Origin of the sequence: Paracoccus marinaquae, from assembly GCF_018860165.1 — a bacterium.
GTDB lineage: Bacteria > Pseudomonadota > Alphaproteobacteria > Rhodobacterales > Rhodobacteraceae > Paracoccus > Paracoccus marinaquae.
In genome coordinates this window covers 153,795-180,617 of record NZ_JAHKNG010000004.1, presented here as the reverse complement: position 1 = coordinate 180,617, position 26,823 = coordinate 153,795, and the positions used below count along the sequence as shown (strand labels likewise).

Genomic DNA, 26,823 nt, shown 5'->3' with positions numbered 1-26,823 from the left:
GGCCGAAACGTCCGGGAATGGTTTGCGGCCCGCAACCAGTTCGCCATAATGTTCGGCGAGCGCTTCGCCGCTTGAGTATCTGAAACTGCATGGGCCGGATCAGATACACAGAGTTCCTGACACTCCCCGACCTGCAACTTCGTGCGCTCTCCGCCAAGCACCGCATAGTCTTCGCTCCAGTCGAACTGGAAGGCCTCCCCGGGCCGGAACGACAAGGGGACGAAGATGCCGCGCCCGGTGGTATGCTGTTCGCGCTGGCGTTCTACCCGCCATTTTCGGGCGAAGGCCGCAACCCGGTTGTAGGACCCCGTGTAGCCGAGCGCCACGAGGTCGCCATGCAACTGCTTCAGGGTTCGGCGCTGCTTGCGTGACTTTGCAGCCTCCGTCTTCAGCCACGCAGCAAGCTTTTCAGCGTAGGGATCAAGCTTGCTCGACCGAGCCGGAACGTTGAACTTCGGCTCGATCGTCCCTGCTCTCAGATATTTCTTGATGGTGTTCCGCGACAGGCCGGTTCGGCGTGCGATCTCTCGGATCGGCAGCTTTTCCCGCAAGGCCATGCGGCGGATGACGTTCAAAAGTCCCATGTGGATCACTCCGGAATCCCCCGCTGCAAGCTGCGTTGCGGGGAGGGTCACATGGGTCAATTCTCAATGGAAATTACGCGCTCTCCCGGGTCAGTTCTGGGTGGAAATCAACAGGTGTCGGATCAGTCATGCGCGATGCTGTGCTGAAGCTCTGTGATAAGCTTGGCGATCCCGATTTCGGCAAGGTCAGCGCAGGTGAGAGATCATGGCCACACGCAGCCTTCAGATAGCGCCGCGCGTGGCCATGACCGGATCCCGGGTCTCAACAGGGGTTTTGCACGAACCACACCGCTGAGGAGCCTTTACCAACGTCCCGACGGAGCACTCAACGCCAGATCCAGTCTCATAATAGGAGTCTCATCTATAAGGGACCTTTACACTTTCAACCAGAGATGATCGAAGTCGCAATAATCGGTATTATGGAAAATATCTTCAAACTCTATTACGAGAGCGGGCCTGCCGAGAAACGGCGCTTCCAAACTCCCGACAACCCGCAATCAGGAAATGGAAACCTCTCATTCGCGTCTCACGCGCTTGCGGGTGGCCTATCGCCAAAATAATAAGCCGCGGTCCATATGGCCGCGGCTTACCATCGTGAGGAAAGTGAGCCTTATAGCTCGTCCAGGGACTCGACGGCTTTTTCCAGTTCTTCCTTACTGACCTGCTTTTCGGTGACACCGGCCTGTTCGGCGATGTGATCGACGACCTTGTCCTCGAAGATCGGTGCGCGCAGCTGCTGTTGTGCCGCCTGATTCTGCTGGATGAACTCGAAGAAGGCGCGTTCCTGGCCCGGATACTGGCGCGCGGCCTGCAGCACCGCCTGGGTCATCTCCTGATCCGAGACGCTCACTTCGGCCTTCTGGCCGATCTCGGCCAGCAGCAGGCCCAGACGCACCCGGCGCTCGGCCAGTTTCTTGTGCTCGTCGGTCGGTTCGATGCTGCCGTGGTTGTGATCATGGACCTCGGGGTTTTCCTCGTGCCACAGCTGATGCGCGATCTGGTGCGCCTCGGCCTCGACCAGCGACTCGGGCAGCTCGAATTTCACCTTGTCGTCCAGCTGATCCAGCAGCGCGCGCTTCATGATCGCGCGGGCGGCGCCGGCATATTCCGCCTCCAGGCGGCCGGCGATCTGGGCTTTCAGCGCCTCGAGATCGTCGGAACCGAATTTCTTGGCCAGTTCGTCGTCGATCTCAGCCGGTTTCGGGGCCTTGACCGCCTTCACCGTGCAGTCGAAGACCGCGTCCTTGCCGGCCAGATGCTTGGCGCCATATTCCTCGGGGAACTTGACCTCGACCTTGACCTCGTCATCGGCCTTGGCGCCGACCAGTTGCGCCTCGAAGCCGGGGATGAAGCTGTTCGAGCCCAGCACCAGCGGGTAATCCTCGCCCGAGCCACCCTCGAAGAGTTCGCCGTCGACCGAGCCCTTGAAGTCGATCACCACCTGATCGCCGTCCTTGGCCTTGCTGCCCTTGCGGCGATCCTCGAAGTCCTGCGCCGATTTCGCCAGGTTTTCCAGCGCTTCGGCGATCGCCGCCTCTTCGGCCGCCACGGTCAGCTTTTCCAGCTTCAGATCGCCCAGGTCGATTTCGGGGATCGCCGGCAGCGCCTCGTAGGAGACGGTGACGATCACGTCGTCGCCTTCCTTCCAGCCCTCGCCGTTATCCATCTCGACATTGGGCTGGGCCGCCGGGCGGTCGCCCGATTCTTCCAGATGCTTGCGCAGGGCGCCGTCGATGGCTTCCTGCATGGCATCGCCCATCACGCGCGGGCCGAACTGCTTCTTCAGCATCGCCAGCGGCACCTTGCCCTTGCGGAAGCCCTTCATCTCGATCTCGGGCTGCGCCTCTTTCAGCTTGGCATTGACCGTCTCGGCCAGCTCGGCTGCGGGCAGGGTAAACTGATAGCCGCGTTTCAGACCTTCGTTCCGGGTTTCCTTGACCTGCATCATCTTCCTCATAGCCAGAAGGGCCGCCGGGTCGTGGCGACCTGAAAATTTCCGCACTTCTAGTCGCGCAGACGGGGCACTGCAAGCGGATTGCGGCCCTTGCCAAAGGACGCGGGCCCGGCCGCGCGGGTCCGTCATGCGGGCACCCTGCCCCGGACCTTTTGCAGGACCGCCGCGCAAGGCAGATGCCGCCCGGGCTTTTTCGGCGCTCAACCCGATCCTATGTCATCCGCTGCAGTATTCGGGACACCTGCGCCGGCCGCCAGGCGCTGCCGCGGGGCGTGGTCAGCCCGGCGCGGTTCAGGGCCATGGCGATGTCGTGCAGGGTCGCGCCGTTCTCGCGCATCGGCAAGGCGATGCGCGCGACCTGCTCGGTCCGGTCCGGAGCCGATGTCTCGGGGGCGCCGGACCAGGACCGGCTTTTCCTGAGATTGTCCGCCGCCCGGCTGGCGGCGCAGCGCCTTTCCTGCTCGCCAAGGCGGGCATGGGCGCGAAGCTCGTCGGGGCTGGCGCCGGGCAGCACTGCAACCCGCAGGGCGATCTGCGGGTCGTCGAAGAACGGAGCCAACCCCATGTTCGCGATGGGCAGCCGGTCCAGGCGCGAGATCAGCAGCGCCGCACCCGTCTCGTGGCAACGGCACAGGGCCTGACGCAATCCGTCATGCGCATTCCCGGAACCGGCCTCGCGATCGGAAAAACGCCCGGCGATGTCGTATTCCTCGCGTTCGGCCACGAATGCCGCGATATCGTGTTCCTGCGCGGCAAGGCAGACAGTGACCCGTCCCAGGTCTTCGTCGCCGACCCGCGTATAGATGACGTACCCGGGAATGCCTGATCCCGGCCCGGGCCCTGCCCTGCCGGACAGAACCGCATTCTTGTCGATCTGCATATCGTCCCTCCCGCAGCCAGCCACCACATCGAAACGAATCGTTATGTACACGCAAACCTAACGGTTGAGATCAACTTGGCCCATGGGTATATTATCCACGCCGCGTTGAAACTGCATCTTGCAGCCACGACGCGCCCCGGATCGGGTGATGGCCGGGGCCGGCACCCGCGACTGCGCCTGCCACGGTGGCTTGCGGCCCCCTGTCCGGACGCCTATCCTGCGCCCATGCCTGCCCCGCTGAATCTCATGAAGCTCTGCGTCGGATCCGACGGCCCCGAAGATCTGGCCGCCTGGCAGGATCAGCGTTTCGGCGACGCGCCGGCGGTGCATGTGACCCGCATGTGGCCGAAACGTGAGGGTGAGCTGTTGCAGGGCGGCTCGATCTACTGGGTGTTCAAGGGGGTCATGCTGGCCCGCCAGCGCCTGCTGCGACTGGATGAGCGGATCGGCGAGGACGGCATCCGCCGTTGCGCGCTGGTGCTGGACCGCGACCTGATCCGGGTCGCCGCGGTGCCGCGCCGGCCATTTCAGGGCTGGCGCTATCTGGCCGGCACGGACGCGCCCCCCGATCTGCCGCGGGGGCGCGGCGACGAGGAGGCGCTGCCGCCCGAGGTCGCCGCTGCACTGGCCGAGATGGGTCTGGTCTGAGCCTCAGCCGGCGGTGCGCATCAGGTCGCGCAGATCCGCCACCGACAGGATCGCCGGATTGGCCTTCATCGAGGACGAGGACACCGCCGCATCCGCCGCTGCCTGTTGCGCCGCCTCATCGATGCCAAGCGCGGTCAGCTTCGGCAACCCCGCATCCTGCGACCAGTCGGCCAGCAGGGCCGCCGCATCCTCGACCGAGGCGGCGTCGCGGCCGAAGGCCCGGCCGATCCAGCCGCCCACCTCGCCCATCCGCAGGGCCAGCGCCGGGTCGGTGACGGCGCGGCGATTCGCGCGCAGCACATGCGGCAGCAGCACCCCGCAGATCGCGCCATGCGCGGCCCCGGTCAGCCCGCCCAGAGGCCCGGCCAGCCCATGAACCGCGCCCAGCCCCGCATTTGCCAGCGCCAGCCCGCCGCAGAGGCTGACCCAGGCCATCTCGTCGCGCGCCGCCGGATCCTCGGCCTGCATCAGCCGCCGGATCGCGGCCAGACCGCGCGGAATGGCGTCACGGCACAGCGCATCGGTCAGCGGATTGGCGCGGGTGCAGATATAGGGCTCGATCACCTGCGTCACCGCGTCCAGCCCCGAGGCCAGTGTCACCGCACGCGGGCAATGATCGGTCAGGGCCGGATCGACGATGGCGAGATGCGGCAGCATGCGCAGATCGCGCAGGCTGACCTTGCGGCGGTGTTCGGGCACCGCGATGACGGCGTTGCGGGTGACCTCGGCGCCGGTGCCGGCGGTGGTCGGCAGGGCGACGAAGGGCAGCGGCGGGTGATCCAGCGGCAGCCCCTGCCCCACCACCTCAAGGTGATCCAGCAGCGGCCGGGTCGCGGGAACCAGCGCCGCGATGGCCTTGCCGGCGTCGATCACGGCCCCGCCGCCCATTGCCACCACGACCTGCGCATCCGCGCGGCGCGCGGCGAGGACGCCCGCCTCGATCAGCGCGATGTCGGGTTCATGCGCGACCGCAAAGCCGGTCACCTCGCAGCCCATGAGGCCCAAGGCGCGGCGCAGGCCGGCGCTGCGGGCAGGATTGCCGCCATGCACCAGCAGCACCCGCCGCCCCAGCCTGGCGACCCGGGCCGGTGCCGCATCGGACTGCCCGCGGCCGAACAGGATCTCGGTCGCGGTGGCGAAGGCAAAGAGGCTGGGCATGGGGACACTCCGTCGCGTGGGCAGGCCCCAGATATCCCGGTTCGGACGCCCGCTGTCGAGAGGGCGTCCTCCCGCGGCCTCAGGCGACCGAGGCGCGCTGCGTGGCGGCCAGCCGGCTCTCAAGCGCCAGGACCTGACGCACGGCCTCGGCCGCCTCGGCCCCCTTCCGCACGAAATGATCGCGGAAAAAGGCCGTCATGGCCTCGGTCTCCTGATAGTTGTGCGGCGTCAGCGAGACCGAGAAACAGGGCACGCCGGTCTCAAGCCCCACATTCATCAGCCCGGTGACCACGGCGCCGGCGACGAAGTCATGGCGATAGATGCCGCCATCGACCACGAAGGCTGCCGCCACGATGGCGTCATAGGCGCCGCTCAGCGCCAGCTTCTTGGCCAGCAGCGGCATCTCGAAGGCGCCGGGCACGTCGAAGCTGTCGATCTGCGCGCCGGAGATCAGCTTCGCGGCCTCGGCCAGGAAACCCTCATGCGCGCGATCGACGATATCGGCATGCCAGCGGGCCTTGATGAAGGCGATGCGGGGATTGGTGTTGGTCATCTTTCGGAACCCTCCGTTAAAACAGCGTCAGGCCCCAGAGCACGAGCCTTGACCGATCCCTGGGAAAGGACCGGCCCCGGTTCTCTTCCATCCGGACTTTCACCGTCGGCCCCGGAATTTCACCGGATCTGCTGACCCTTCATGCGAAGGCGCTCGCGGGCTGTCACCGCCGGTGGGGAATTGCACCCCGCCCTGAGAACGGCATGGCGATAGCACCGAAACGCCGCCCCGCCAAGACGGTTGCGGCTCAGGGCTGGACCATGGCGGCGTTCCATTCGCTCAGCAGCCCGGCCCGGCGCAACTGGTCGTCATAGACCAGCAGCCCGGCATCCAGCCGGATCGGCCGCAGATGCGGCTGCGGCGGCTGGCCGGCGCCCGGCATCAGCGCGGTGCCGGAACTTTCGGCGAAATGCTGCTGCGCCGGCGGCGACAGCAGATAGGACAGCAGGTCCGTCGCACCCTCGGGATTGCCCGCATTCGCCGGCACCAGCGCCGAGCGGATAATGGCCAGCGTATAATCCTCGAGCGCCAGCCGCACGAGGTCGGGATCGTCGGGCGTATAGCGCGCGGCATAGCTGGCCACGACATTATACGCGATGGCCAGTCGCCCGGCGCGCAATTCGTCGATCATCTCGCCCGAACAGCAGAACAGCCGCGCATTCAGCCGGCCCATCACCTCGGCCAGCCGCCAGAACCCGTCGGACTGCTGGCTGTCCTGCGAGATCAGGAAATAGCCGACCCCCGAGGATCGCGGGTCATAGCTGGCGATGCGGCCGTCAAAGCGGTCGGGGTTCTCGCGCAGCATGGCGATCAGGTCGCGCCGGGTGCGCGGGATCGGCAGATCGCCGAAGGCCCGGCGCGAGGCCAGTGTCAGCACCGGCTCCAGCGCCACCCCGTAGAGCTGGTCGCGCCAGCGCGCCCAGGCCGGCAGCGCCCCGATCTGCGGCTGGACCGAGGCGGCAAAGCCGTCATTGGCCAGCTTCATCTGCAGATCCATGGCCGAGGACATGACCAGATCATAGGCCGCCCCCTCGTCATGGATGGCGCGGAACACCTCGACGCTGGCGGCCTGGGCATAGCGGATGCGACTGCCCGGATGGCCCTCGACGAAATCTCGCAATACACTGTCGATCGAGACCAGATCGGTGGTCGAGATCACCCGGATCTCGCGCCCGTCCTCGGGGCCGAAGACCTGCTCGACCTCGATCTCGTAGCCCGCAGCAGGCAGGCTCAGGCCGAGGCCGAGGACAGCGGCAAGAACAAGGTCGCGCATGTGCCTTTCTCCGGTCTGGGGGACAGGGTGAAACGGCCGCCATGCGCGGCCGCGACTTCGGTGACGATGGTCAGGCCAAGGCCCGAGCCGACGACATCGCCGACATTGCTGCCGCGCCGGAAACGGCCGGTCAGGTCGGCATCGCCTGCGACAAGCCCCCTGCCCTGATCGGTGACCTCGATCCGGGCCATGCCGCCATCGCGGGACAGGCGCAGCAGGACATTGCCCTCGTCGGGGGAAAACTTCACGGCATTGTCGAGGATGTTGCGCAGCGCCACCTCGATCATGCGTGCGTCGCCCAAGACCGGACAGGGCTGATCCAGCCCCTCGGCGCGCATCTCGATATCGCGCATCTCGGCCACCGCGCGGACCGAGCGCAGGACCGATCCGGCCAGCGCCGCGACATCGACCGGCTCGGCCATGAACTGGTCGCTGCGATAGAGCACCATCGCATGATCGAGGATCTGGTTGGCCGAGCGGCTGCTTTCGCCGATGGCCCGGACCATGCGGCGCAGGCGCTGCCGCAGGGCCTCGTCCGTGGTTTCGGCCAGCGCCATCTCGGCCTCGGTGCGGACCAGCGACAGCGGCGTGCGGATGCGGTGGGCGGCTTCGAAGATGAAGGTCTCGGCCAGTTGCAGCGCGCCGCGCAGCCGGGCGATGAAGCCGTTCAGCGCCCCCATCAGCGGCACCAGTTCGCGCGGGGCCGGATGCAGGACCGGGCGCAGATCCTGCGGCCCGCGCCGGGTCACCGCCTCGGCCAGCCGATCCACCGGACGGATCACGGCGCGCGCCGCCCACAGCGCCACCGGCACCGTCAGCGCCAGAAAGCCCAGCCCGATCCATGCCGCGCTGCGGGCGGTGTCGCGGGCAATGGCGGCCTGCCCGTATCGGGTCTGGCCCAGGACCACGGTGATTTCCTCGATCCGCTGCCCCAGCAGCACGCGGCGCGTCAGCGCCGCCAGCCGCAGCCGGCTGCCCCGGTAGTCGGCACCATAGAAGACCGGCGACAGGTCGCCCGGCGTCACCTGGGGTTGCGGCAGGTCGTCATAGCCCGTCACCAGCCCGTCTCCGGTGCTGAGGCTGTAGAAAATCCGCTCGTTTCCCATCGCGCCCAGCATCGAGAAGGTGGCATAGGGCAGATCCAGTTCCAGTTCCTCCTCCACGGCCCGGATACCGTCGCCGACCGAGATCACGGCCGCGCCCAGCACCGCGTCCTGGCTGGCGCGCGAGGCGCGTTCGGCCGCAAAGCGCACGGCGAAGAACAGCGCCACGACCAGCAGCAGCGACAGGGCGGCGAATTGCCAGACCAGCCGCCGTCGAAGCGAGAATCCGGCCGGAGAGGCTGCGGCGGGTTTCATTCCGGGATCAGCCGGTAGCCCACGCCGCGCATGGTTTCGAGCCGCGCGCCCGAGCCGTCCAGCTTGCGCCGCAACCGGCCGACATAGACCTCGATGGCGTTGTCGCTGACCTCCTCGTCAAAGGAAAACAGCCGGTCGATCAGATGCGGCTTGGAAAAGATCTGGCCGGGACGCGACAGCAGGATCTCCAGCAGCCGCAATTCGCGGGCGCGCAATTCGCGCACCTCATCGCCGACCGTCAGTGTCGCGGCCAGCGCATCGAAGGTGAAGCCCGCATATTGCAGGCGGCTGTCGGCGGCGCCGGCATGACGGCGCAGCACGGCGCGGCAACGGGCCTGAAGCTCGGCGAAATCGAAGGGTTTGGTGATGTAGTCGTCGGCGCCCTGATCCAGCGTGTTGACCCGGTCGTTGACCGAGGCGCTGGCCGTCATCATGATTACCGGCGTCTCGCGCCGGGCGCCGCGCTCGCGCGCCAGAAATTCGCGCCCGTCGCCATCCGGCAGGCTGATATCCAGCAAGATCAGGTCGTAAGGCGCGCTTTCCAGATATTCCTTCGCCTCGGCCAGCGTGGCCGCACGGTCCACGCCGTGGCCATCCATCGCCAGCCGCGAGGCGACCGCCGCCGCCAGATCGTCGCTATCCTCGACCAGAAGAAACCGCATGCATCCGCTTTTTTCGCATTTCGTGACAGGTTGGTGTCAGCTTCTCAGCAAATTTTGTAACCTGCAAGTCCGCGCCCCTCTGGGCGCCTTCATTGGGAGGATAGAATGAAATACCTGAGCCGTGCGGCCATTGCCGCGCTGATGACGAGTGCCGCCATTCCCGCGGCCGCCGAGGAATGCATCGCCCCGGCCAATCCCGGCGGCGGCTGGGACTTCACCTGCCGCCAGGTCGGCCGGATCCTGACCGAACTGGGCGAAGTGCCGAACATGGTGCAGGTGACGAACCTCTCGGGTGCCGGCGGCGGCGTGGCCTATACGCATGTCGTGGGCGACCGCAACGACGACCCCGAGGTCTTCGTGGCGGCCTCCTCGGCCACCACCACCCGCCTGGCGCAGAACGCCTTTGCCGGCGCGACCGCCGACCAGGTCCGCTGGGTCGGCTCGATCGGCGGTGATCCCGGCGTGATCGTCGTGGCCAATGACGCGCCCTACCAGAACCTCAACGATCTGGTCGAGGCGGTGAAGGCCGATCCCTCGAAGGTGGCCTTTGCCGGCGGCTCGGCCGTGGGCGGGTTCGATCACCTGAAGGTGCTGATGATGCTGGACAAGGCCGGCTTCACCGAGGCCCGGCAGGTCAAGTATATCGGCCTTGACGGCGGCGCCGACGCCATCACCCAGACGGTAGGCGGCTTCGCCCAGGCGATGACGGGCGACCTGTCCGAGATCACCGGCTTCATCCGCTCGGGCGACGTGCGCCCGATCGCGGTGCTGTCGGAAGAGCGCGTCGCGGGCTTCGACGACGTGCCGACCGCCAAGGAACAGGGCGTCGATATCGTCGCCATGAACTGGCGCGGCGTCTATGTGCCCAAGGATATCAGCGACGAGCGCTATAACGAATGGGTCGAGATGCTGAAGAAGGTCGGCGCCAGCGAACAGTGGCAGAGCATCATGGCCGAGAACGGCCTTGCCCCCTATGACATCTTCGGTGCCGAGTTCGAGACCTTCGTGGCCGACAACATCGCGCAGATTCAAGCAGTCTCGAAAGAAATCGGGTTGCTGAAATGATCCGTGGTGACCGTATTTTCGGAGCGGTCATGATCGTGCTGGCACTGGGGTATATCCTCAGTGCCAGCCAGATCGAAGACAGCTTCATGACCGACCCGGTGGGACCGCGCATCTTTCCCTATATCATCGCCACGGTGATGATCCTGTGCTCGGTGGCGATGATCCTGCGCCCGGACCCGGACGCCGAATGGCCCGCGGGGCCGATGCTGGCGCAGCTGGGCTTGGCGCTGCTGGTGCTGATCGGCTATGCCTATGCGATCACGCCGGTCGGCTTCATCATCCCCACCGCCATCGCCTCGGGCGTCTTGAGCTGGCAGATCGGCGGCCGGCCCGCCCGCGCCGCAATCACCGGCATCGGCCTGGGCATCGGGCTTTGGGTGCTGTTCCGTCTCGTTCTGGGTCTGGGCCTGCGCGGCCTGCCCGCTGGCTGGGGGATCTGAGCCATGGACATCCTTGCAAACCTGGCGATGGGGTTCGAGATCGCCGCCTCGCCTTATACGCTGCTTCTGGCGGTGATCGGCTGCTTTGTCGGCACCATCATCGGCGCCCTGCCCGGCCTCGGGCCATCGAACGGCGTGGCGCTGCTGATCCCGATCTCTTTCTCGATGGGGCTTGACGCCATCTCGGCGCTGGTGCTGCTGACCTCGGTCTATTACGGGGCCATGTATGGCGGCCGGATCAGTTCGATCCTGCTGAACATCCCGGGCGACGAGCCGGCGATGATGACCACGCTGGACGGCTATCCGATGGCCCGGCAGGGCAAGGCCGGCGAGGCGCTGGTGATTTCGGGCGTGGCCTCCTTCGTGGGCGCGTTCCTCGCGACGATCGGGCTGATGATCTTTGCGCCCTATCTGGCGCAGGTGGCCTTCCAGTTCGGCCCGGCCGAGTATTTCGCCCTCTACATGCTGGCCTTCTGCACGCTGGGCGGGATCGGCTCGAACAATCAGGCCAAGGCGGCCCTGGCTGCGGCCATCGGCCTTGCCATCGCCATGATCGGGATGGACCAGACCACCGGCATGCCGCGCTTCACCTTCGGTGAGATGCACCTGATGGACGGCGTCGACTTCCTGGTCGCCATCGTCGGCCTGTTCGCCGTCGCCGAGGTGTTCTTCTTCATCGAGACCCACGGCAAGGACAGTGCCATCGGCGTGAAGCTGGGCAAGATCCTGGTGCCCTGGCGGATGCTGAAGGACACGACCGGCGCCATGCTGCGCGGCACCGGCATCGGCTTCGTGGCCGGCGTGCTGCCGGGTGCGGGGGCCTCGCTGGGATCGTTCCTGGCCTATATGGCGGAAAAATCCTCGGCCCGCGACAAGTCGACCTTCGGCAAGGGCAATCCGCGCGGCGTGGCCGCCCCCGAGGCCGGCAACAATGCCGCCGCAGGTGGTGCGCTGGTGCCGATGCTGACGCTGGGCGTGCCCGGATCGGGGACCACCGCCGTTCTGCTGGCGCTGCTGCTGACGCTGAACATCACCCCCGGCCCGCTGCTGTTCACCGAACGGCCCGAGGTGGTCTGGTCGCTGATCGCGGCGCTGCTGATCGCCAACGTCGTGCTGCTGCTGATGAACGTGCCGATGGTGAAGGTCTTCGTGCACATCCTGTCGGTGCCGGCCTGGATCCTGCTGCCGGGCGTGACGATGGTGGCCTTTGTCGGCATCTACTCGCTGACTGGCTCCAGCTACGACATGCTGATGATGGTCGGCTTCGGGGCACTGGGCTATATCATGCGCAAGCTGGATATCCCCACCGTTCCGGTGATCCTCGGCATCCTCTTGGGCAACGCGATGGAGGACAACCTGCGCCGTGCCATGGTATTGTCGAATGGCGACTGGACCTTCCTCTTCAGCACGCCTATCGCGATCGGGTTGTGGATCGCCGCCTTGGCCGGCTTCCTGGCGCCGATCTTCCTGCGCAAGGTGCTGAAGACCCCGCCGCTTCCCGAAACCGACCCGAGCCTGAACGAGGACTGAGATGACGACACGCGTACTGGTGCCTTCGGGCGTGCTGGGACTGGGTTTCGACCGCAAGGCGCTGGCGCGCGGTGTCGCCATGAAGCCCGACATCATCTGTATCGACGGAGGGTCCACTGACAGTGGGCCCTTCAGCCTTGGCGCCGGGGTCTCGAAATACTCCCGCGCCGCCACGAAATCGGAATGGCGGACCCTGATGGCCGCCCGCGCCGAGGCCGGCGTTCCCCTGGTGATCGGCACCGCGGGCACCTGCGGCACCGATTCCACCGTGGACTGGATGTACGAGATCACCGTCGAACTGGCCCGCGAACTGGGCCAGTCGCTGAGGATCGCAAGGCTCTATTCCGGCCAGCCCATCGCCCGCGTGGCGCAGGCCCTGCAGGCCGGCCGCATCGACCCGCTGACCCCGGCCCCCGAAATCCGGCTGGACGATCTGTCGAACGTCGTGGCCCTGGCCGGGGCCGAGCAGATTCAGGCGGCGCTGGCTACCGGCGCCGATATCGTCATCGCCGGGCGGACCACCGACACCGCCACCATCGCCGCCCTGCCCTTGTCGCGCGGCGACGCGGCGGGCGGGGCCTGGCACGGTGCCAAGATCGCCGAATGCGGGGCGCTGTGTTCGACCAACCCGACCTCGGGCGTGATCATGGTCGATTTCGACGAGACCGGCTTCACGGTCGAGCCACTGGCCGAAACCGCCGCCTGCACCCCGCATTCGGTCTCGGCCCACATGCTCTACGAGAACTCGGACCCGTTCCGTCTCTATGAGCCGGGCGGGCATCTGGACGTGACGGGCGCGCGCTATACCGCGCTCGACCCCCGCCGCGTCCGGGTCGAGGGCTCGCGCTGGATCCCCGGCCCCTACACCGTCAAGCTGGAGGGGGCACGGATCGCCGGCTACCAGACCACGATCCTCGCCATCCTGCGCAACGCCCATTATGTCCGGAACGCGCAGGCATGGATCGACCGGCTGACCGGCTTCCTGACCAGCGAGATCGAGACGCGGATGGGCCTGACCACCGGTGATTACGGCCTCGAATTCCGGCTGATCGGCGTGAACGGCGCCCTCGGCGGGCTCGAGAACCGCAGCGGCGATCCGGTCGAGGTCGGCGTTCTGGGCATCATCACCGCCCGCAGCCAGGCCGAGGCCGGCGAGATCGGCAAGCTGATCAACCCCTTCGTGCTGCATTACCCGCTGACCGACGACGAGGAACTGCCGACCTTCGCCTTCCCCTATTCGCCGGCCACCACCGACCGCGGCGCGCTGTATGAATTCGCGCTGAACCATGTGATGCATCTGGATGACCCGATGGCGGCCTTCCGGCTTGAAGTCAGCGAGATCGGCGCGGAGGTTCCGGCATGAGACTGGGTGATATGGTTCTGAAGGTGCGGTCCAAGAATGCCGGGCCGTTCTGGGTCACGATCGATATCTTCTGCGACCGCCCCGAGGTGTTTGGCCAGGTCCGGCAGGCGCTGTCCAGCAGCGCCGTCGCCGCGCTTTACGACGTGCCCGAGCAATTGCTGAAACGCTTCGACATCGAGGAACTGCGGGTGGTCAAGTTCAGCCTGCCGCGCCCGGTCGTGCAGGGCTCGGCCGAGGATCGCGACATGCATGGCGCGCAATACGCGGCCCTTCTGGAAGAGCTTGAGATTGCTTAGGAAACGCGCGCTGACCTTCGCCATTGCTGCGGTCGGGGCGGCTGCGTTCCTGATGTCGAACCTGCCCCTGCCGCTGCTGCTGGGGCCGATGCTGGCCTGCCTCATCGCCGCCCTTGCGGGCGCGCCGCTGGCCGGGGCCGGGCAGTTCGGCGTCTTCATGCGCACCTTTCTGGGCGTCGCGGTCGGGGCCTCGATCACGCCCGAGGTGCTGGCCGGGCTGCCCGGCATCGCCGCCTCGCTGATCTTCGTGCCGGCCTTCATCGCGGTGATCGCGATGGTCGGCTATCCGCTGTTCCGGCGCGGCTTCGGCTTCGACCATCCGACCGCGTGGTATGCGGCCATGCCGGGCGGGCTGCAGGACATGCTGGTCTTCGGCCAGGAGGCGGGCGGCGATGTCCGGGCGCTGTCGCTGATCCATGCGACGCGGGTGCTGGTGATCGTGACCGTCGGCCCGCTGATCATGAACGCCTATTGGGGGGTCGATCTGTCGCGGCCGCCGGGCGACTCGATCCGGGCGACCGACCCGGTCGAGATCGCCATCATGGTCGCCGCCGGTTTCTTCGGCTGGAAGATCGCCGAGCGGATCGGCCTGTTCGGCGCCTCGATCCTTGGGCCGATGATCCTGACCACGGTGCTGTCGCTGACCGGCATCATTACCCACCGCCCGCCGGCCGAGATCATCCAGGCAGCACAGTTCTTCATCGGCATCGCGGTCGGCATCCAGTATGCCGGGATCACCGCGCGCGAGTTGCGGATCGATGTCACCGCGGGGCTGGTCTATGCCATCGCCCTTGCCGGGATCAGCCTGATCTTCTTCGAGATCATCGTGCAGTTGCAGATCGCCCCGGCGCTGGACGCCTTCCTCGCCTTCCTGCCCGGCGGACAGGCCGAGATGGTGGTGATCGCCATCCTTGCCGGCGCCGATCTGGCCTATGTGGTCAGCCATCACATCCTGCGCATCGTGATCGTCATCATGCTGGCCCCGGTGGTGGCCCGGATCATGTCACGGCGCTGACCTGCCCGCCCAGGACCCTGTCCCCTGCCCGCGATCGCCCCGCGACGCGGCGGTGCGCAAATGGCGGCGCCGCAACAGGTTCACAAGCCACTGAAAAACCGTGGCCGCGATCATCACTTTTGAATTTCGCAAATGTAAATATTAATTCTGTAAAATTAAAACATAATATGAGATAATATATCCGCCTTATTCATTCTGTTTGGCGTCTGCCGGTGCCGACAACGCCGGTCCCGCGCCAGCACGATGGAGAACGCATCTGAACGTGTCGCATGAGAAGCCAGTTCAACAGGCGGAAGGCGCGGGGTGACGGGTTTATTCCGATGAGCAGCGGACCGGAGAGCGGAAATCAGATCCAGCCATGGCATGTCGCGGCCTCGATTGCGGTTGCCGTCGCGGTTCTGCTGCTGCTGTTCTGGCTGGATCTGCGCCAGAACGCGCCCGGTTTCACCATCGATCCGGACATCACGCTCAGCGATTACGAGGAACGCTTCAACCGCCACGCGTTCGAATATTCGATCTGGACGCTGGAGCAGGCGAAGACCAATTTCCAGTGGAGCCTGCGCAGTTCGCAATACATCTTCTGGGTGTCGATGCTGATCAGCGTCAGCGGCATCTGCTTTGCCTTCTGGCAATTCGCGCAGGCCGGCCAGTTCGATCGGGCCTCGAGCGAACGCGACGAGGTCGAGGTCAAGACCGAACTGGCCAGCCTGTCCTTCAAGACCCGCTCGGTCGCCACCTTCGTTCTGATGATCTCGCTGCTCTATCTGCTGATCTATGTCGGGTTTCTCTATGGCGTCGACGTGGTCGAGGGGCCGTTGCGCGAACGTCCGCGGGTCGATGATGAACCGGGCGTCGCAAGTCCGGTGTTTGATGAGGAGGATATCGAAAGCGACAGCGACCCGGTCGATTTCGTCATTCCCGATCCGCCGGAAATGCCCGGCGGAGATTGAGTACGAGTAACACAGGAGAACTTGTCATGTCTTGGAAAGACCGCAGCAAACGGGGCAGCGCCCTGTTCATGGCGCTGCTGGTGGCCTTCGCAACCGCCACCGCGGCGCAGACCCCGACCCGAAGCGTGCCGGACCGGCCCAGCGATCGAGGCACCTCGGGTGGCTTCGGTCGCGGCATGGACGGCGGCGGCAGTGATCGTGGAGCCGGTGCGGGCACGGCCGGCTGGCAGATGTGCAACCTGTCGGGACAGGCTCTGGTCCAAGCGGTCGCATTGTGGCCCGAGGGAACCGGCTGGCGGTCGACGGGCTGGATCCCGCTTGCCAGGGGCAAATGCGCGACGATGCCGACCATCCCCGTCTCGACGGCCTATTATTTCGCCGTCGGCAAGGGGCAAAGCTGGTCTGGCCGCAACGCGTTCTGCCTCAATCCCGGCAACGCCAGCGGACGCGCGGGAACCTCGTGCTCGGGCGCGGAAAAGCCGGTGGGCTTTCGCAAAGCGACCCTGCGGGGCAGCCTCGTCAGCACGAATTTCCGCTGAAACACCTGCGGGCAGGTCGCGGCTGCCCGATTCGCTTCAGGCGACCGCGATCACGGCCAGACAATCGCCGGTCTGGATCAGGCCGGGGAAATGCCGGGCGGCAATCAACCCGTCGCGATTGGCCGGCACCTCGACCGGCGCGACCCCGGTGCGGTCGGGTGGCCAGATGCGGGCGATGGGCTGGCCGGCCCTGACCGCATCGCCCAGATCGACCAGCGGATGCATCAGCCCGTCGCGGGTGGCGAAGTGGAAACAGTCGTCGCCCGGCATGTCCAGCAGGATGCTGTCGCCGGGCCCCTCGACCTCACCCGCAAGGATGCCGGCATGGCGCAGCACATTCTTCGCCCCGCGGATGGCGATCCTCGCGGATCGTGCCGTGGCGGTGCCGCCGCCGCCCAGTTCGGTGGTGACGAAGACCTTGCCCTGCGTTTCGACCGCCGTGTCGAACATGCCCATGCTGTCGATCTCTAGCATCATCATCGTGTAGGGCGCCCCGAAAGCCTTCACGGCGGCCACGCATTTCGCTTGCTGGTCCTTGTCGTCAAGGTAATGCGCCGCCGCATAAGGCAGGAAATCCAGCGTCTTGCCGCCCGAATGGTAATCCAGCACGATATCCGCCATCGGCACCAGCACGTCGTTGAAATAGTTCGCGATCTTCTGGCTGGGGGTGCCGTCGGGACGGCCCGGAAAGGCCCGGTTCAGGTTCACCTGGTCGATCGGGCTGACCCGCGTGCCGGCGCGGAAGGCCGGGTAGTTCATATAGGGCACGATGACGACCCGGCCCGTCACATCCGCCGCCTCGATCTCCCATGCCAGTTGCTGCAGGGCGATCGGACCCTCGTATTCGTCGCCGTGATTGCCGCCGGTCAGCAGGGCGGTCGGCCCCTCGCCCCGCGCGATCACCGTCAGCGGGATCATCACGCTGCCCCAGGCGCTGTCGTTTCGGCTGTAAGGCAGGCGCAGGAACCCATGCGCCTTGCCCTGCCCGTCCAGCGGAATCGTGGCCGAGATCGGATTGCGGCTCATGACTTCACCAGCATCCGGCGCGGAATATTGCACAGCAGTTCCGGTTCGCGCTCGGTGATGACGATGGATTCGGTGGTCTCGTAGCCCCAGTCCTCCATCCACAGGCCGGTCATGAAATGGAAGGTCATGCCGGGCTTCAACTCGGTCCGGTCGCCGCGGCGCAGGGACATGGTGCGCTCGCCCCAGTCGGGCGGATAGGACAGGCCGATGGGATAGCCGGTGCGGTTGTCCTTGGTGATCCCATGGCGGTCCAGAACGGTGAAGAAGGCGGCGGCGATATCCTCGCAGGTATTGCCGGCGCGGGCGGCGCCCAGCCCGGCCTCCATGCCCTCCAGCACCGCCTTTTCGGCCTCGATGATCTCTTTCGGCGGCTTGCCGAGGAAGATCGTGCGCGACAGCGGGCAGTGATAGCGCTGGTAACAGCCGGCGATCTCGAAGAAGGTGCCCTCATTCACCTTCATCGGCATGTCGTCCCAGGTCAGATGCGGTGCCGCCGCATCCGGCCCCGAGGGCAGAAGCGGCACGATGGCCGGATAATCGCCGCCATGACTGGCCCATTCGTCATAGCGCAGCCCGGCATCATAGATCTCGGCCACCAGATCGCATTTGCGCATCCCGACCTCGATCCTGTCGGCGATGCGGCGGTGCATGCGCTCGACGATGCGGGCGGCCTTGCGCATATAGGCCAGTTCCTTCGGCGTCTTGATCGCGCGCTGCCAGTTCACCAGCCCGGTCGCATCAAGGATCTGCGCCTCGGGCAGACCGTGGACCAGCCGCTCATGCGCCTTGGCGGAATACCAGTAATTGTCCATCTCGACGCCGATGAAGCCGCGATGCCAGCCCCGGTCGGCCAGTTGCGCCCAGAGGTAGTCCATCGGGTGATACTCGACCGATTGGACGTAATGGTCGGGATAGCCGATGATACGGTCCTCGCTCATCCAGACGGTGCGCAGCGCGCCCTGCGCGTCCTGCCCGCGCCCGAACCAGATCGGCGAGCCGGTCGGGCCGACGATCACGCATTGATGGACATAGAAGGACCAGCCGTCATAGCCGGTCAGCCAGGCCATGTTCGACGGATCCGAGACGATCAGCAGATCGAGACCCAGCTTTTCCATGCTGGCACGGGTCTTCTGCAACCGCTGTTCGTATTCGTCGGTCGAGAACCGTTCGGGCGTTCTTTGCAGTTCAGGCATGCGTGGCGTCTTTCGCAAAGGCGGCAAGCGCGTGGGTGGCGATGGCGGTGTCCTGCACGCCGGTTCCGGTCAGGTCGGCGATGGTGATCTGGTCGGGCGATGTGCGACCGGGATGCCGGCCGCGGATGATGTCGCCCAGTTCGGGGATATCGCCGGTCTCGACGATCAGCCCGGCCTCAAGCGCGGCATGCAACTCGCCCATCAGCCGCGTCTGGCTGACCCGGTCGGCCACATAGAGATCGGCCCGGTCGAGGCAATAGGGATCCAGTTCGTTCTTGTCGGGCTGGTCGCTGCCCATGGCGGTGACATGCTGGCCCGGACGCAGCCAGTCGGCCTGAAGGATCGGGTGATGCGACGGGGTGGTGGTGACGATGATATCGGCAAAGGCGGCGGCGCGGGCGGCGTCAGCCTCGGCACGCACGGTCAGGCCGTCACCGTCAAGTTCGGCCGCCAGCGCCGCCGCCTTGTCGGGATCGCGCGCCCAGATCACCGCCTCGCGGATCGGGCGGACGAGGCACAGTGCCTGAAGCTGCATCCGTGCCTGAAGGCCGGCCCCGAAGATCGCGGCGCGGCTGCTGTCCGCGCGCGACAGGTGTTTCGCGGCCACCCCGCCGGCGGCGGCGGTGCGGATATCGGTCAGATAGCCGTTGTCCAGAAGCACCGCCTGCACCCGGCCGGTTTCACTGGACAGCACCACCATCAGCCCCGAGGTCGAGGGCAGGCCCTTCGAGGGATTGTCGAAGAAACCGGGCGACAGCTTGACCGCAAAACCCGCCAGGCCCGGCACATAGGCGGTCTTCACGTCCAACTCGCCCTTCACATCGGGCATTTGCATCGACAGGACCGGCGGCATCACCACCCCGCTCCGGCCCAGGGCCGCAAAGGCGGTTTCGATCACCCCGATGGCGGCGGTGTCCAGCTTGACCCGCTGGCGCAGCTGGTCCTCGGTCAGAATAAGGATATCGCTCATCTCTCTCCCCTGACGATGGCGGCATGGCGGGCCGGATCGATATTGCCGCCCGACAGGATCAGGACCAAGGGGTCATCGGTCCGCAGCTTGCCGGCAAGGATCGCGCCCGCGCCGACGGCGCCCGCACCCTCGACGGTTTCGCCATCCTCCAGCGCCAGATGGCGGATGCCGGCGGCGATCTCGTCCTCGCTCAGAAGGATCAGGTCGTCCATCAACGCCCGCACCATGCCGAAGGTCAGGCGGTTCTTCTGCCCGATCCCGCCACCCAGGCTGTCGGCCAGCGTCTCGACCTCCTCGACCTCGACCGGATGCCCGGCGGCAAGGCTGGCGGCCATGGCCGCGCCGCGTTCCATGGAGATGCCGATGATGCGGATATCGGGTCGCAGCGCCTTGACCGCCAGCGCCACGCCCGACAGGAGCCCGCCCCCCGACAGCGGAATGGCGATGGCGGCGGCATCGGGAATCTGGCTCAGGATTTCGAGGCCCAGTGTCCCCTGCCCCGCGATCACCTCGGCATGATCGAAGGGCGGGATCAGCGCGAAACCCTCGTCGCGTTGCAGGCGGCGGGCCTCTGCAAATGCCTCGTCCTGCGAGGCGCCGGCGATCCGTGCCTCGGCGCCAAGCGCGGCGATGGCGTCCAGCTTGTTCTGCGGCACGAGGCGCGAGACGCAGATGATCGCGGGCAGCCGCTGTGCCCGTGCCGCATGGGCCAGCGCGCGGCCGTGATTGCCGGTCGAGGCGGTGGTGACGCCGGCCACATCGCCCAGCCGGGCGACGGCATTGCTGGCCCCGCGCAGCTTGAACGCGCCGGTTTCCTGCTGCTGCTCGCATTTCAGCCAGACCGGCCCGCCGGCCAGCGCTGACAGGCTGGGCGACAGCTTGACCGGTGTGACCCGCACCAGGCCGCGGATCCGCCCGGCCGCCGCCGAAACATCGTCCATCGTCACCATGTGCGCACCTGAAACAGCCGGCCCGGTCCGGCGGCGGGAATGCGTGCCTGATCCAGCATCGACCAGAACAGCGCCAGATTGGCACTGATGACCGGCTTGCCCAACTGATCCTCGATCCGCTCGATCACCGGAACAGCCGGCAGGGCGGTGCAGGACATGAACAGCGCCTCGGCATCGGGATGATCCGATTCCAGCGCGAAATTGACGACCTCGTCGCCCGACAGCATGGCCATGTCGCGGTCGTCCGCATAGCCCATGGAATGGCGGGTCACGACGCGCATGCCGCTGGCCTCGAAATGATCGCCGACCAGATCGGTGGTTTCGCGGAGGTAAGGCGTCATCAGCGCGATCCTGTCGACCCCAAGCACGTGAAAGCCGCGCAGGGCCGCGCCGACCGGGGTGCTGACCGGGGCGCGTGCGCCGATGGCCCGCTCGACCTCCGGGCCAAGGACGGCCGAGGCCGAGGTGCAGGCAAAGCCGATGCCCTTCAGCTCGACCCCCGGCACCAGCAGGGCGGCGGCGGCGGCCAGATGCGGGCCGGTCCGGCGCAGGTTCTCGGCCGTGGTCGGATTGTCGAAGGCGATGCGGGTCACATGCAGGCGGCAATCGCCGGGCAGCAGGCGGGCGGCGTCAGCCTCGACCGTCAGATCGGTGGCAAGGGCGATCAGCCCGAAACGGTTCAGATTGTCGCGCCACATCTGTCTTGACCTTCCCCGTCAGACCACCATGACCGGGCAATCGGCCAGCCCGGTGACCTTGTGGCTGACCGACCCCAGCAGATAACCCTCGGTCGCGCCCAGCCCGCGCGAGCCGACGACGATCAGGTCGCAGCCCTTCTCCTTGCCCAGTTGCACGATGGTGCGCGCCGGCTGGCCCGCCTTGATGAAGGCGCTGACCTTGGCGACACCCGCGTCCCTCGCATGGCTTTTCGCATAATCGGCCGCGTTGCGGGCGGTCGTCCGCATCGCCTCGTCCAGATTGCCGCCGGGTTCCAGACTGCCGCGCACCATCGACAGCGAGGCTTCCAGCATCGAGTGATGGCGATAGACGGTCAGCACCACCAGATGCGCCGCGCACAGCCGGGCCAGTTCGGTGGCCTTCTCCAGCGCCCGTTCGGCGCCGCTCGAGCCGTCATAGGCGATGAGGATTTTCTGAAACATCGCCGCCCCCTATTTCGCGAATGCCAGATCGCGCAGGAACAGGGCGATCTGCGGGAAGAAGATCAGCAGCACCGCCACCGCCAGCAGCATGAAGACGAAGGGCGGCGTGCCCTTGACCACCTCGATATAGGGGCGCTTGAAGACGGCGATGGCGGTGAAGATGTCGCAGCCGAAGGGTGGTGTCGCGCTGCCGATGGCGACCTGCAGGGTGATGATGGTGCCGACCAGAACCGGGTCGAGGCCCACCGACTGCACCACCGGCGCGAAGATCGGCACGAAGATCAGGATCACCACGATCGGATCGACGAACATGCAGCCGACGAAGAAGGCGATCGAGATGGTGAACAGCACGCCATATTGCCCCATCTCGTCGATGCCGATGCCGCCCAGGATCTGCTGCGGGATCTGCGCGAAGCTGATGACATAGGAAAACGCCTGCCCCGCGCCGACCAGGATGAACACGACGGCGGTGATCAGCCCGGTCGATTTGGCGGTGGCGTAAAGCTGGCGGAAATTCATCTCGCGAAAGACGATCATCTCCAGAAACAGCGCATAGAGGACGCAGGCCGCCGCCGCCTCGGTCGGCGAGAAGATGCCGCCATAGATGCCGCCGATGATGATCGCCGGAAAGCCCAGCGGCCAGAGCGCGCGCTTCACCGCCTGCCCGCGTTCGGCCCAGGTCGCCTTCGGCTCGACCGGGACATGGTTCCTGACCGCGTAGATGTAGGAATAGATCGAGAAGAACAGCAGGATCAGCAGCCCCGGCCCGATCCCGGCGATGAACAGCTCCGAGATCGAGGTGCCCGACACCACGCCATAGATGATCATGCCGATCGAGGGCGGGATCAGGAAGGCGATGTCCGAGGCGTTCACGATCAGCGCCAGCACGAAGCTGTCATTGTATCCGGCCTTCAGCATCCGCGGCCGCAGCGGCCCGCCGACCGCCACCACGGTCGCCTGCGTCGATCCCGACACCGCGCCGAACATGGTGCAGGCCCCGGCGGTCGAGATCGCCAGCCCGCCCTTCAGGTGGCCGACAAAGGCCATGACCAGATCGATCAGCCGGTTCGCGGACTGGCCGCGGGTCATGATGTCGGCGGCAAAGATGAACATCGGCACCGCGATCAGGCTGGCCGGGCGGATGCCGCCCAGGATCTGCTGGACCATGGTGTCAAGCTGGCCGAAGCCGCCGAACAGCGCGACGAATCCGATCAGCGAGCCCGCGATCAGCGGGATCATCATCGGGAACCCCAGCAGCAGCAGGACAATCATGGTGCCGAAGATGGCCAGCGTCATGGCTCAGATCTCCTCTTCCGCGCTGTCGTCATATCCTTCCAGCGTGCTGGTCGACAGCCAGATATCCTTGTCGATCAGGTTCTTGATCGCCGTCAGCGCATATTGCAGCCCGGTCAGGAAAAACCCCAGCGGCACCCAGATGATGATCCACCATTGCGGGATCTGCAGCGCCGGCAACAGCCTGCCCCGCGACGCCTGCGCCAGAAGGTAGTCGAGGGAATACCAGGTCAGCAGGAACATCGCGGCCGCCGTCACCGCGGCGATGACGACCATCATCGTCTTGCGCAGATGGAAGGACATGGCGTCGAAAAAGGCCGACATGCGGATATGCCGGCCGTGCCGCGCGGCATAGGAGATACCGGCGAAGGTGATCAGGATGATCAGCGCCTGATTCAGTTCCTCGGAAAAGAAGATGCTTTCGCCCAGCAGGTAACGCCCGACGACATTGGCCATGGTGTTCAGCGCCATCAGCAGCACGCCCACGGCCAGCAGCACCGCCTCGATCCGGGCAATGCCCGCGTCGATCACGCCAAGAAGGCCCGGCAGCCCCGAGACATATCTGGAATCGTCGATATCGTCATCGACATCCACCGCCGCCGTGATCACGTCGGGACCCGGGTTCGGGGCGTGCTTGTCGTCAAGCGTCATGGCCGCAATCCGTCATGCTGTGGCATCTGGAAACCTGCCGGATCCAGCCCGTGAAACGGGCTGGCCCGGCATGGACGCGCGGCCGGGGTGCCGCGCGCCCGGGACGTTACCCGCCAGCCGCGGCCGCAAGATCGGCCTTCATCTGGTCAAGGATCGCCTGCGCCTGATCGCCGCCGATCTTCAGGAATTCCTGCTCGACCGACTCGGCGGTGGCCATGAAGGGCGCGCGCTGTTCGTCGGTCAGCGTGGTGATGGTCATCTCGGGCTTGGCTTCCTGAATTTTTGTCAGGGATTCCTCGGTCAGGCCGGTCTGGTATTCGATGATAAACTCGAAGGCTGTGTCGATCGCGTTCTGCACCACCTGCTTTTCCTCGTCCGAAAGCCCGTCATAGAAGTCCTTGTTGGCCATGACGGCGGTGGTGAAATTGTTGTGGCCGGGCCGGGTGATATGGTCGGTCACCTCGTACATCTTGGTCGATTCGATGAAGAAGGCGGGGTTTTCCTGCCCCTGGATGATCCCGGTCTGCAACGCGCCATAGACCTCGCCCCAAGGCAGCGGCGTGGGCGTGGCACCGAAGGCGCGATAGCTTTCGACCAGCAGCGGATTGGTCATCACCCGGAACTTGACCTCGTTCAGATCCGCGGGGCTGGCGACCGCCTCGGTGGTGGTCATCATCACCTCGCCCTCGGGGAACATGGTCAGCAGTTCCAGCCCCTGCTCGGCATAGAGCGGCGGGAACAGCTCGTGGATGGCCTTCGAGTTGCGGAAGAAGCTGAACAGCTGATCGCGGTCGGCGGGCAGCAGGTAGGGCACGAAGAACACCTGCGCCTCGGGGATCAGCGCGCCGGTGAACCCGGGCGACTGGTCGACGAATTGCAGGATGCCGGATTGTGCCTGCTCCATGATATCGGCGCTTTCGCCCAGCGTGCCGAAGGGGAAAAGCTGCACCTCGTGGTCGGAATTGGCCTCGACCTCTTCCTTGAATTTCTGGGCGAACTTGCCCTGCACCTCTTCCAGCGCCTCCTCGAAGGCATAGCGCCAGGTGTCGGCCAATGCGCCGCCCGTGCCCAGAAGAAGGGCCGCGAGGCTTGCAGCGGTGAGTGTCTTGTAGGTCATGTAACCTCCTGTTCATGGGGCCGATGTGACGCGATGCGTCCAGGGCCTCCGGCTGGCAGGATCCGGGTCGTTCCTGCCCGGCCTGGATGAGGTGACAGTTCGGTGTATCCGGATATCAAGTCAATTATTATATTAAATCATGACAATTTTGACGCCATCCGTCAAATCGTCCCGCCGCATCGCGGCGCGGGGACAGCCTATTGAACGGGCAGAATCTCCGCGACGATGCTCAGCGCCTGTTCCAGATCGCGCAGGGTCGACCCGCCCAGGCACAGCCGCAGCGCCGGGCTTCGGTCGCTGACCGCGAAACCCGATCCGGGGGCCAGCGCGACCCCGCGTTGCAGGGCCTGGCGCAGAAGGGCACGCTCATCCGTGCCTTCGGGCAGCGGCAACCAGCGATGCAGGCCGTGCCGAAAGCCCAGGCCGCGCCCACCAAGGCTGTGCTGCGCCAGCCGGTTCCGCGCCGCCAGTTCGGCCCGCTGCGCGATCAGCAGCTCATCCGCCAACCCGCCGTCGATCCAGTCGGCGGCGATCTCGGCCATCATCGGCGTGGCCATCCAGGCGACCGACAGATGCCGGTTCAGGACCCGTTCGGCCAGCGCGTCGGGCATCGCCAGAAAGCCCAGCCGCAGCCCCGGCGACAGGCATTTCGTCAACCCGGTCAGATAGAGGCTGCGCTCGGGCGCGAAGCTGGACAGCGGCGGCGGGCGGCGCGGCGCGACCGGACCCAGCACATCGCTTTCGATGATGATCAGCCCGTTCGCGGCGGCAGCGGCGGCCAGATCCTCGCGCCGCTGGCGGTCCATGACCTGCGCGAGGGGCCCGGCCCCCGAGGGCAGCAGGAACACCGCGCGCAGCTTGCCGCCCGAGGCCCGCGCCGCCGCCGCCAGCGCGTCGGGCAGCATGCCACGCTGGTCGCCGGCGATCCCGCGCAGCCGCAGATGCAACTGCCGGGTCGCGGGTTTCAGCGTGTGGCAGGTGGAACTGTCGGTGGCGATCTCCTCGCCCGGCTGGGCCACCGACATCAGCGCCACCAGCACCGCCGGCGTGCAGCCATTGGTGATCAGGATGCGCTGCGCCGGAACCACCATGCCGCAGCGCGCCAGCCAGCCCGCCGCAGTGCCGCCATAGCGCGCCATGGTCTGGCGCGGACGGAAGGAATAGATCGCCGGATCCTGCAGCCGGTCCGCCACCCGATGCAGCGATTCGCGCCAGGCCTCGGCGATGCGCGGCAGGCGCACCGGCGTCATCATCGACAGGTCGATCGGCGCCTGCCGGGTCACGGCGCGGAACCAGGGCACCTCGACCATCTCGCGCGGGCCGGAATTGACGAAGCTGCCGCGCCCGACCTCGCCCGAGATCAGGTCGGCGCGGATCAGTTCCTCATAGGCGCGGCTGACGGTCTGCACCGACAGGCCCAGCTTCCAGGCAAGATCGCGATGCGGCGGCAGCCGGTCGCCCGGCCGCAGGCTGCCCGCGTCGATGGCCGCCGCAATCCCCTGCGCCAGGCTGCGATAGGCGGGGCGGGTGATATCATCCTTGCTGAGCGGCCAGTGCGACATGGCCCCAGACTGGGCCAGACCGCGCCGGCTTGTCCAGATTGACAAAATTCCGCGCGCCGGAAACAAGCGGGACATGACCGCATTGCGCCTCGACGACCGCGACATCGCCATCCTCGCCACGCTGAGCCGCGAGGGCCGCATCGCCAAGACCGATCTGGCGGCGCGGGTGAACCTGTCGCCGACCCCCTGCTGGGAGCGGATGAAGCGGCTGGAACAGGCCGGGCTGATCCGCGGCTATCGCGCCGAGATCGACCTGGCCGCCCTGGGGCCGCATGTGCAGGTCTTCGTCATGGTGGAACTGGACAGCCACCGCGCCGAAAGCTTTCAGACCTTCGAGCGGGTGGTGGCGCGGATCGACCAGATCACCGGCTGCTGGGCCATCGGCGGCGGCTATGACTATCTGATGCAGGTCCTGACCAGGGATGTGGCGGCCTTTCAGGACCTGATGGACGGGCTGCTGGAAAGCCGCGCGGGATTGCGGCGCTATTACAGCTATATCGTGACCAAGCCGGTGAAGGATCTGCCGCCGGCCCTGGCCTTGCTGGGTCAGGATTGAAAGGGGCTTCGCCCCTCGCCCCGTTGGGGCTCACCCCAGGATATTTTGATGAAGAAGAAGGGGCGGGAGGAGGAATC

The 26,823-nt window shown here is 66.3% G+C and carries 28 protein-coding genes and 1 riboswitch; of the genes, 10 read left to right on the top strand and 18 right to left on the bottom strand.

The genetic code is table 11. The features are described 5' to 3' along the window. The 3 genes from KNW02_RS04470 to KNW02_RS04460 all read right to left on the bottom strand — a co-directional run. Positions 1-584: helix-turn-helix domain-containing protein (locus tag KNW02_RS04470; RefSeq protein ID WP_348524678.1), on the bottom strand; the 584-nt coding region annotated here is incomplete at its 3' end. Between the two features lie 610 nt (positions 585-1,194). Then, positions 1,195-2,529 (bottom strand): trigger factor, encoded by a 1,335-nt coding sequence (tig, locus tag KNW02_RS04465; protein ID WP_216032076.1) that lies wholly within the window; start codon positions 2,527-2,529, stop codon positions 1,195-1,197. A gap of 220 nt (positions 2,530-2,749) precedes the next feature. Continuing rightward, on the bottom strand, positions 2,750-3,418 hold the full coding sequence (locus KNW02_RS04460; protein WP_216032067.1) for a recombinase family protein: 669 nt from the start codon (positions 3,416-3,418) through the stop codon (positions 2,750-2,752). A gap of 225 nt (positions 3,419-3,643) precedes the next feature. Here KNW02_RS04460 and KNW02_RS04455 point away from each other — a divergent pair, with 225 nt between their 5' ends. Beyond that, positions 3,644-4,066 (top strand): DUF1489 family protein, encoded by a 423-nt coding sequence (locus KNW02_RS04455; RefSeq protein ID WP_216032066.1) that lies wholly within the window; start codon positions 3,644-3,646, stop codon positions 4,064-4,066. A gap of 3 nt (positions 4,067-4,069) precedes the next feature. Here the strand turns inward: KNW02_RS04455 and KNW02_RS04450 are convergent, their stop codons facing one another. From KNW02_RS04450 to KNW02_RS04430, 5 genes are all read right to left on the bottom strand, one after another. Further along, positions 4,070-5,224: an iron-containing alcohol dehydrogenase gene (locus tag KNW02_RS04450; RefSeq protein ID WP_216032065.1), complete on the bottom strand. Its 1,155-nt coding sequence runs from the start codon at positions 5,222-5,224 to the stop codon at positions 4,070-4,072. Between the two features lie 79 nt (positions 5,225-5,303). Then, positions 5,304-5,777 (bottom strand): 6,7-dimethyl-8-ribityllumazine synthase, encoded by a 474-nt coding sequence (locus KNW02_RS04445; RefSeq protein WP_216032064.1) that lies wholly within the window; start codon positions 5,775-5,777, stop codon positions 5,304-5,306. Between the two features lie 75 nt (positions 5,778-5,852). Further along, positions 5,853-5,981: riboswitch (FMN riboswitch) on the bottom strand. A gap of 43 nt (positions 5,982-6,024) precedes the next feature. After that, the gene (locus KNW02_RS04440) at positions 6,025-7,050 is read right to left on the bottom strand and encodes an ABC transporter substrate-binding protein (RefSeq protein ID WP_216032063.1); all 1,026 of its coding nucleotides are present in this window, start codon (positions 7,048-7,050) and stop codon (positions 6,025-6,027) included. After that, the gene (locus tag KNW02_RS04435) at positions 7,008-8,408 is read right to left on the bottom strand and encodes a sensor histidine kinase (RefSeq protein WP_216032062.1); all 1,401 of its coding nucleotides are present in this window, start codon (positions 8,406-8,408) and stop codon (positions 7,008-7,010) included. The genes KNW02_RS04440 and KNW02_RS04435 overlap by 43 nt, the downstream gene beginning before the upstream one ends. Continuing rightward, positions 8,405-9,070, bottom strand: a complete 666-nt coding sequence (locus KNW02_RS04430) for a response regulator transcription factor (protein ID WP_216032061.1) — start codon at positions 9,068-9,070, stop codon at positions 8,405-8,407. The genes KNW02_RS04435 and KNW02_RS04430 overlap by 4 nt, the downstream gene beginning before the upstream one ends. 105 nt (positions 9,071-9,175) lie before the next feature. On the opposite strand from KNW02_RS04430, the gene KNW02_RS04425 reads away from it, so the two are divergent. The 8 genes from KNW02_RS04425 to KNW02_RS04390 all read left to right on the top strand — a co-directional run bounded on the left by KNW02_RS04425 (position 9,176) and on the right by KNW02_RS04390 (position 16,268). Further along, positions 9,176-10,135: a Bug family tripartite tricarboxylate transporter substrate binding protein gene (locus KNW02_RS04425; RefSeq protein WP_216032060.1), complete on the top strand. Its 960-nt coding sequence runs from the start codon at positions 9,176-9,178 to the stop codon at positions 10,133-10,135. After that, positions 10,132-10,575 (top strand): tripartite tricarboxylate transporter TctB family protein, encoded by a 444-nt coding sequence (locus KNW02_RS04420; RefSeq protein ID WP_256447682.1) that lies wholly within the window; start codon positions 10,132-10,134, stop codon positions 10,573-10,575. Before KNW02_RS04425 ends, KNW02_RS04420 begins: the two co-directional genes overlap by 4 nt. Positions 10,576-10,578: 3 nt before the next feature. After that, on the top strand, positions 10,579-12,105 hold the full coding sequence (locus KNW02_RS04415; protein ID WP_216032058.1) for a tripartite tricarboxylate transporter permease: 1,527 nt from the start codon (positions 10,579-10,581) through the stop codon (positions 12,103-12,105). Position 12,106: 1 nt separating this feature from the next. After that, complete coding sequence (locus KNW02_RS04410) at positions 12,107-13,468, top strand: acyclic terpene utilization AtuA family protein (RefSeq protein ID WP_216032057.1); 1,362 nt, start codon at positions 12,107-12,109, stop codon at positions 13,466-13,468. Further along, complete coding sequence (locus tag KNW02_RS04405; protein ID WP_216032056.1) at positions 13,465-13,764, top strand: DUF4387 family protein; 300 nt, start codon at positions 13,465-13,467, stop codon at positions 13,762-13,764. Before KNW02_RS04410 ends, KNW02_RS04405 begins: the two co-directional genes overlap by 4 nt. Then, complete coding sequence (locus KNW02_RS04400) at positions 13,718-14,779, top strand: AbrB family transcriptional regulator (RefSeq protein ID WP_216032055.1); 1,062 nt, start codon at positions 13,718-13,720, stop codon at positions 14,777-14,779. Before KNW02_RS04405 ends, KNW02_RS04400 begins: the two co-directional genes overlap by 47 nt. 320 nt (positions 14,780-15,099) lie before the next feature. After that, positions 15,100-15,729 (top strand): hypothetical protein, encoded by a 630-nt coding sequence (locus KNW02_RS04395; protein WP_216032054.1) that lies wholly within the window; start codon positions 15,100-15,102, stop codon positions 15,727-15,729. A 26-nt stretch (positions 15,730-15,755) separates the two neighbouring features. After that, positions 15,756-16,268: a DUF1036 domain-containing protein gene (locus KNW02_RS04390; RefSeq protein WP_216032053.1), complete on the top strand. Its 513-nt coding sequence runs from the start codon at positions 15,756-15,758 to the stop codon at positions 16,266-16,268. 36 nt (positions 16,269-16,304) lie between these two features. On the opposite strand, the gene doeB is transcribed toward KNW02_RS04390, so the two are convergent. From doeB to ehuR, 10 genes are all read right to left on the bottom strand, one after another. Then, positions 16,305-17,294, bottom strand: a complete 990-nt coding sequence (gene doeB / locus KNW02_RS04385) for a N(2)-acetyl-L-2,4-diaminobutanoate deacetylase DoeB (protein WP_216032052.1) — start codon at positions 17,292-17,294, stop codon at positions 16,305-16,307. Then, a complete protein-coding gene (gene doeA, locus KNW02_RS04380; RefSeq protein WP_216032051.1) occupies positions 17,291-18,487 on the bottom strand; it encodes an ectoine hydrolase DoeA in 1,197 nt (398 codons plus the stop codon). Before doeA ends, doeB begins: the two co-directional genes overlap by 4 nt. After that, positions 18,480-19,457: a cyclodeaminase gene (locus KNW02_RS04375; protein WP_216032050.1), complete on the bottom strand. Its 978-nt coding sequence runs from the start codon at positions 19,455-19,457 to the stop codon at positions 18,480-18,482. Before KNW02_RS04375 ends, doeA begins: the two co-directional genes overlap by 8 nt. Continuing rightward, the gene (eutB, locus tag KNW02_RS04370) at positions 19,454-20,407 is read right to left on the bottom strand and encodes a hydroxyectoine utilization dehydratase EutB (RefSeq protein ID WP_216032049.1); all 954 of its coding nucleotides are present in this window, start codon (positions 20,405-20,407) and stop codon (positions 19,454-19,456) included. Before eutB ends, KNW02_RS04375 begins: the two co-directional genes overlap by 4 nt. Continuing rightward, a complete protein-coding gene (locus KNW02_RS04365; RefSeq protein ID WP_216032048.1) occupies positions 20,401-21,105 on the bottom strand; it encodes a maleate cis-trans isomerase family protein in 705 nt (234 codons plus the stop codon). Before KNW02_RS04365 ends, eutB begins: the two co-directional genes overlap by 7 nt. Positions 21,106-21,123: 18 nt before the next feature. Then, positions 21,124-21,567: a universal stress protein gene (locus KNW02_RS04360; protein ID WP_216032047.1), complete on the bottom strand. Its 444-nt coding sequence runs from the start codon at positions 21,565-21,567 to the stop codon at positions 21,124-21,126. Positions 21,568-21,576: 9 nt separating this feature from the next. Further along, positions 21,577-22,863: a TRAP transporter large permease gene (locus KNW02_RS04355; protein WP_216032046.1), complete on the bottom strand. Its 1,287-nt coding sequence runs from the start codon at positions 22,861-22,863 to the stop codon at positions 21,577-21,579. A 3-nt stretch (positions 22,864-22,866) separates the two neighbouring features. Continuing rightward, positions 22,867-23,511 carry a TRAP transporter small permease gene (locus KNW02_RS04350; RefSeq protein ID WP_216032045.1) on the bottom strand — a complete coding sequence of 215 codons (645 nt, stop codon included), beginning with the start codon at positions 23,509-23,511 and terminating at the stop codon, positions 22,867-22,869. A 106-nt stretch (positions 23,512-23,617) separates the two neighbouring features. After that, a complete protein-coding gene (gene dctP / locus KNW02_RS04345) occupies positions 23,618-24,628 on the bottom strand; it encodes a TRAP transporter substrate-binding protein DctP (RefSeq protein WP_216032044.1) in 1,011 nt (336 codons plus the stop codon). Between the two features lie 197 nt (positions 24,629-24,825). Further along, positions 24,826-26,190, bottom strand: coding sequence for a MocR-like ectoine utilization transcription factor EhuR (gene ehuR, locus KNW02_RS04340; protein ID WP_216032043.1), 1,365 nt, complete (start codon positions 26,188-26,190; stop codon positions 24,826-24,828). Between the two features lie 73 nt (positions 26,191-26,263). Here ehuR and KNW02_RS04335 point away from each other — a divergent pair, with 73 nt between their 5' ends. Continuing rightward, the gene (locus tag KNW02_RS04335; protein ID WP_216032042.1) at positions 26,264-26,746 is read left to right on the top strand and encodes an Lrp/AsnC family transcriptional regulator; all 483 of its coding nucleotides are present in this window, start codon (positions 26,264-26,266) and stop codon (positions 26,744-26,746) included. Positions 26,747-26,823: the final 77 nt, after the last annotated feature.

Excerpts from the sequence above, each read along its gene's own strand:
- tig (WP_216032076.1), bottom strand. The coding sequence starts at position 2,529 with ATGCAGGTCAAGGAAACCCGGAACGAAGGTCTGAAACGCGGCTATCAG.
- KNW02_RS04460 (WP_216032067.1), bottom strand. The coding sequence starts at position 3,418 with ATGCAGATCGACAAGAATGCGGTTCTGTCCGGCAGGGCAGGGCCCGGG.
- KNW02_RS04455 (WP_216032066.1), top strand. The coding sequence starts at position 3,644 with ATGCCTGCCCCGCTGAATCTCATGAAGCTCTGCGTCGGATCCGACGGC.
- KNW02_RS04450 (WP_216032065.1), bottom strand. The coding sequence starts at position 5,224 with ATGCCCAGCCTCTTTGCCTTCGCCACCGCGACCGAGATCCTGTTCGGC.
- KNW02_RS04445 (WP_216032064.1), bottom strand. The coding sequence starts at position 5,777 with ATGACCAACACCAATCCCCGCATCGCCTTCATCAAGGCCCGCTGGCAT.
- KNW02_RS04440 (WP_216032063.1), bottom strand. The coding sequence starts at position 7,050 with ATGCGCGACCTTGTTCTTGCCGCTGTCCTCGGCCTCGGCCTGAGCCTG.
- KNW02_RS04435 (WP_216032062.1), bottom strand. The coding sequence starts at position 8,408 with ATGAAACCCGCCGCAGCCTCTCCGGCCGGATTCTCGCTTCGACGGCGG.
- KNW02_RS04430 (WP_216032061.1), bottom strand. The coding sequence starts at position 9,070 with ATGCGGTTTCTTCTGGTCGAGGATAGCGACGATCTGGCGGCGGCGGTC.
- KNW02_RS04425 (WP_216032060.1), top strand. The coding sequence starts at position 9,176 with ATGAAATACCTGAGCCGTGCGGCCATTGCCGCGCTGATGACGAGTGCC.
- KNW02_RS04420 (WP_256447682.1), top strand. The coding sequence starts at position 10,132 with ATGATCCGTGGTGACCGTATTTTCGGAGCGGTCATGATCGTGCTGGCA.
- KNW02_RS04415 (WP_216032058.1), top strand. The coding sequence starts at position 10,579 with ATGGACATCCTTGCAAACCTGGCGATGGGGTTCGAGATCGCCGCCTCG.
- KNW02_RS04410 (WP_216032057.1), top strand. The coding sequence starts at position 12,107 with ATGACGACACGCGTACTGGTGCCTTCGGGCGTGCTGGGACTGGGTTTC.
- KNW02_RS04405 (WP_216032056.1), top strand. The coding sequence starts at position 13,465 with ATGAGACTGGGTGATATGGTTCTGAAGGTGCGGTCCAAGAATGCCGGG.
- KNW02_RS04400 (WP_216032055.1), top strand. The coding sequence starts at position 13,718 with ATGGCGCGCAATACGCGGCCCTTCTGGAAGAGCTTGAGATTGCTTAGG.
- KNW02_RS04395 (WP_216032054.1), top strand. The coding sequence starts at position 15,100 with ATGAGCAGCGGACCGGAGAGCGGAAATCAGATCCAGCCATGGCATGTC.
- KNW02_RS04390 (WP_216032053.1), top strand. The coding sequence starts at position 15,756 with ATGTCTTGGAAAGACCGCAGCAAACGGGGCAGCGCCCTGTTCATGGCG.
- doeB (WP_216032052.1), bottom strand. The coding sequence starts at position 17,294 with ATGAGCCGCAATCCGATCTCGGCCACGATTCCGCTGGACGGGCAGGGC.
- doeA (WP_216032051.1), bottom strand. The coding sequence starts at position 18,487 with ATGCCTGAACTGCAAAGAACGCCCGAACGGTTCTCGACCGACGAATAC.
- KNW02_RS04375 (WP_216032050.1), bottom strand. The coding sequence starts at position 19,457 with ATGAGCGATATCCTTATTCTGACCGAGGACCAGCTGCGCCAGCGGGTC.
- eutB (WP_216032049.1), bottom strand. The coding sequence starts at position 20,407 with ATGGTGACGATGGACGATGTTTCGGCGGCGGCCGGGCGGATCCGCGGC.
- KNW02_RS04365 (WP_216032048.1), bottom strand. The coding sequence starts at position 21,105 with ATGTGGCGCGACAATCTGAACCGTTTCGGGCTGATCGCCCTTGCCACC.
- KNW02_RS04360 (WP_216032047.1), bottom strand. The coding sequence starts at position 21,567 with ATGTTTCAGAAAATCCTCATCGCCTATGACGGCTCGAGCGGCGCCGAA.
- KNW02_RS04355 (WP_216032046.1), bottom strand. The coding sequence starts at position 22,863 with ATGACGCTGGCCATCTTCGGCACCATGATTGTCCTGCTGCTGCTGGGG.
- KNW02_RS04350 (WP_216032045.1), bottom strand. The coding sequence starts at position 23,511 with ATGACGCTTGACGACAAGCACGCCCCGAACCCGGGTCCCGACGTGATC.
- dctP (WP_216032044.1), bottom strand. The coding sequence starts at position 24,628 with ATGACCTACAAGACACTCACCGCTGCAAGCCTCGCGGCCCTTCTTCTG.
- ehuR (WP_216032043.1), bottom strand. The coding sequence starts at position 26,190 with ATGTCGCACTGGCCGCTCAGCAAGGATGATATCACCCGCCCCGCCTAT.
- KNW02_RS04335 (WP_216032042.1), top strand. The coding sequence starts at position 26,264 with ATGACCGCATTGCGCCTCGACGACCGCGACATCGCCATCCTCGCCACG.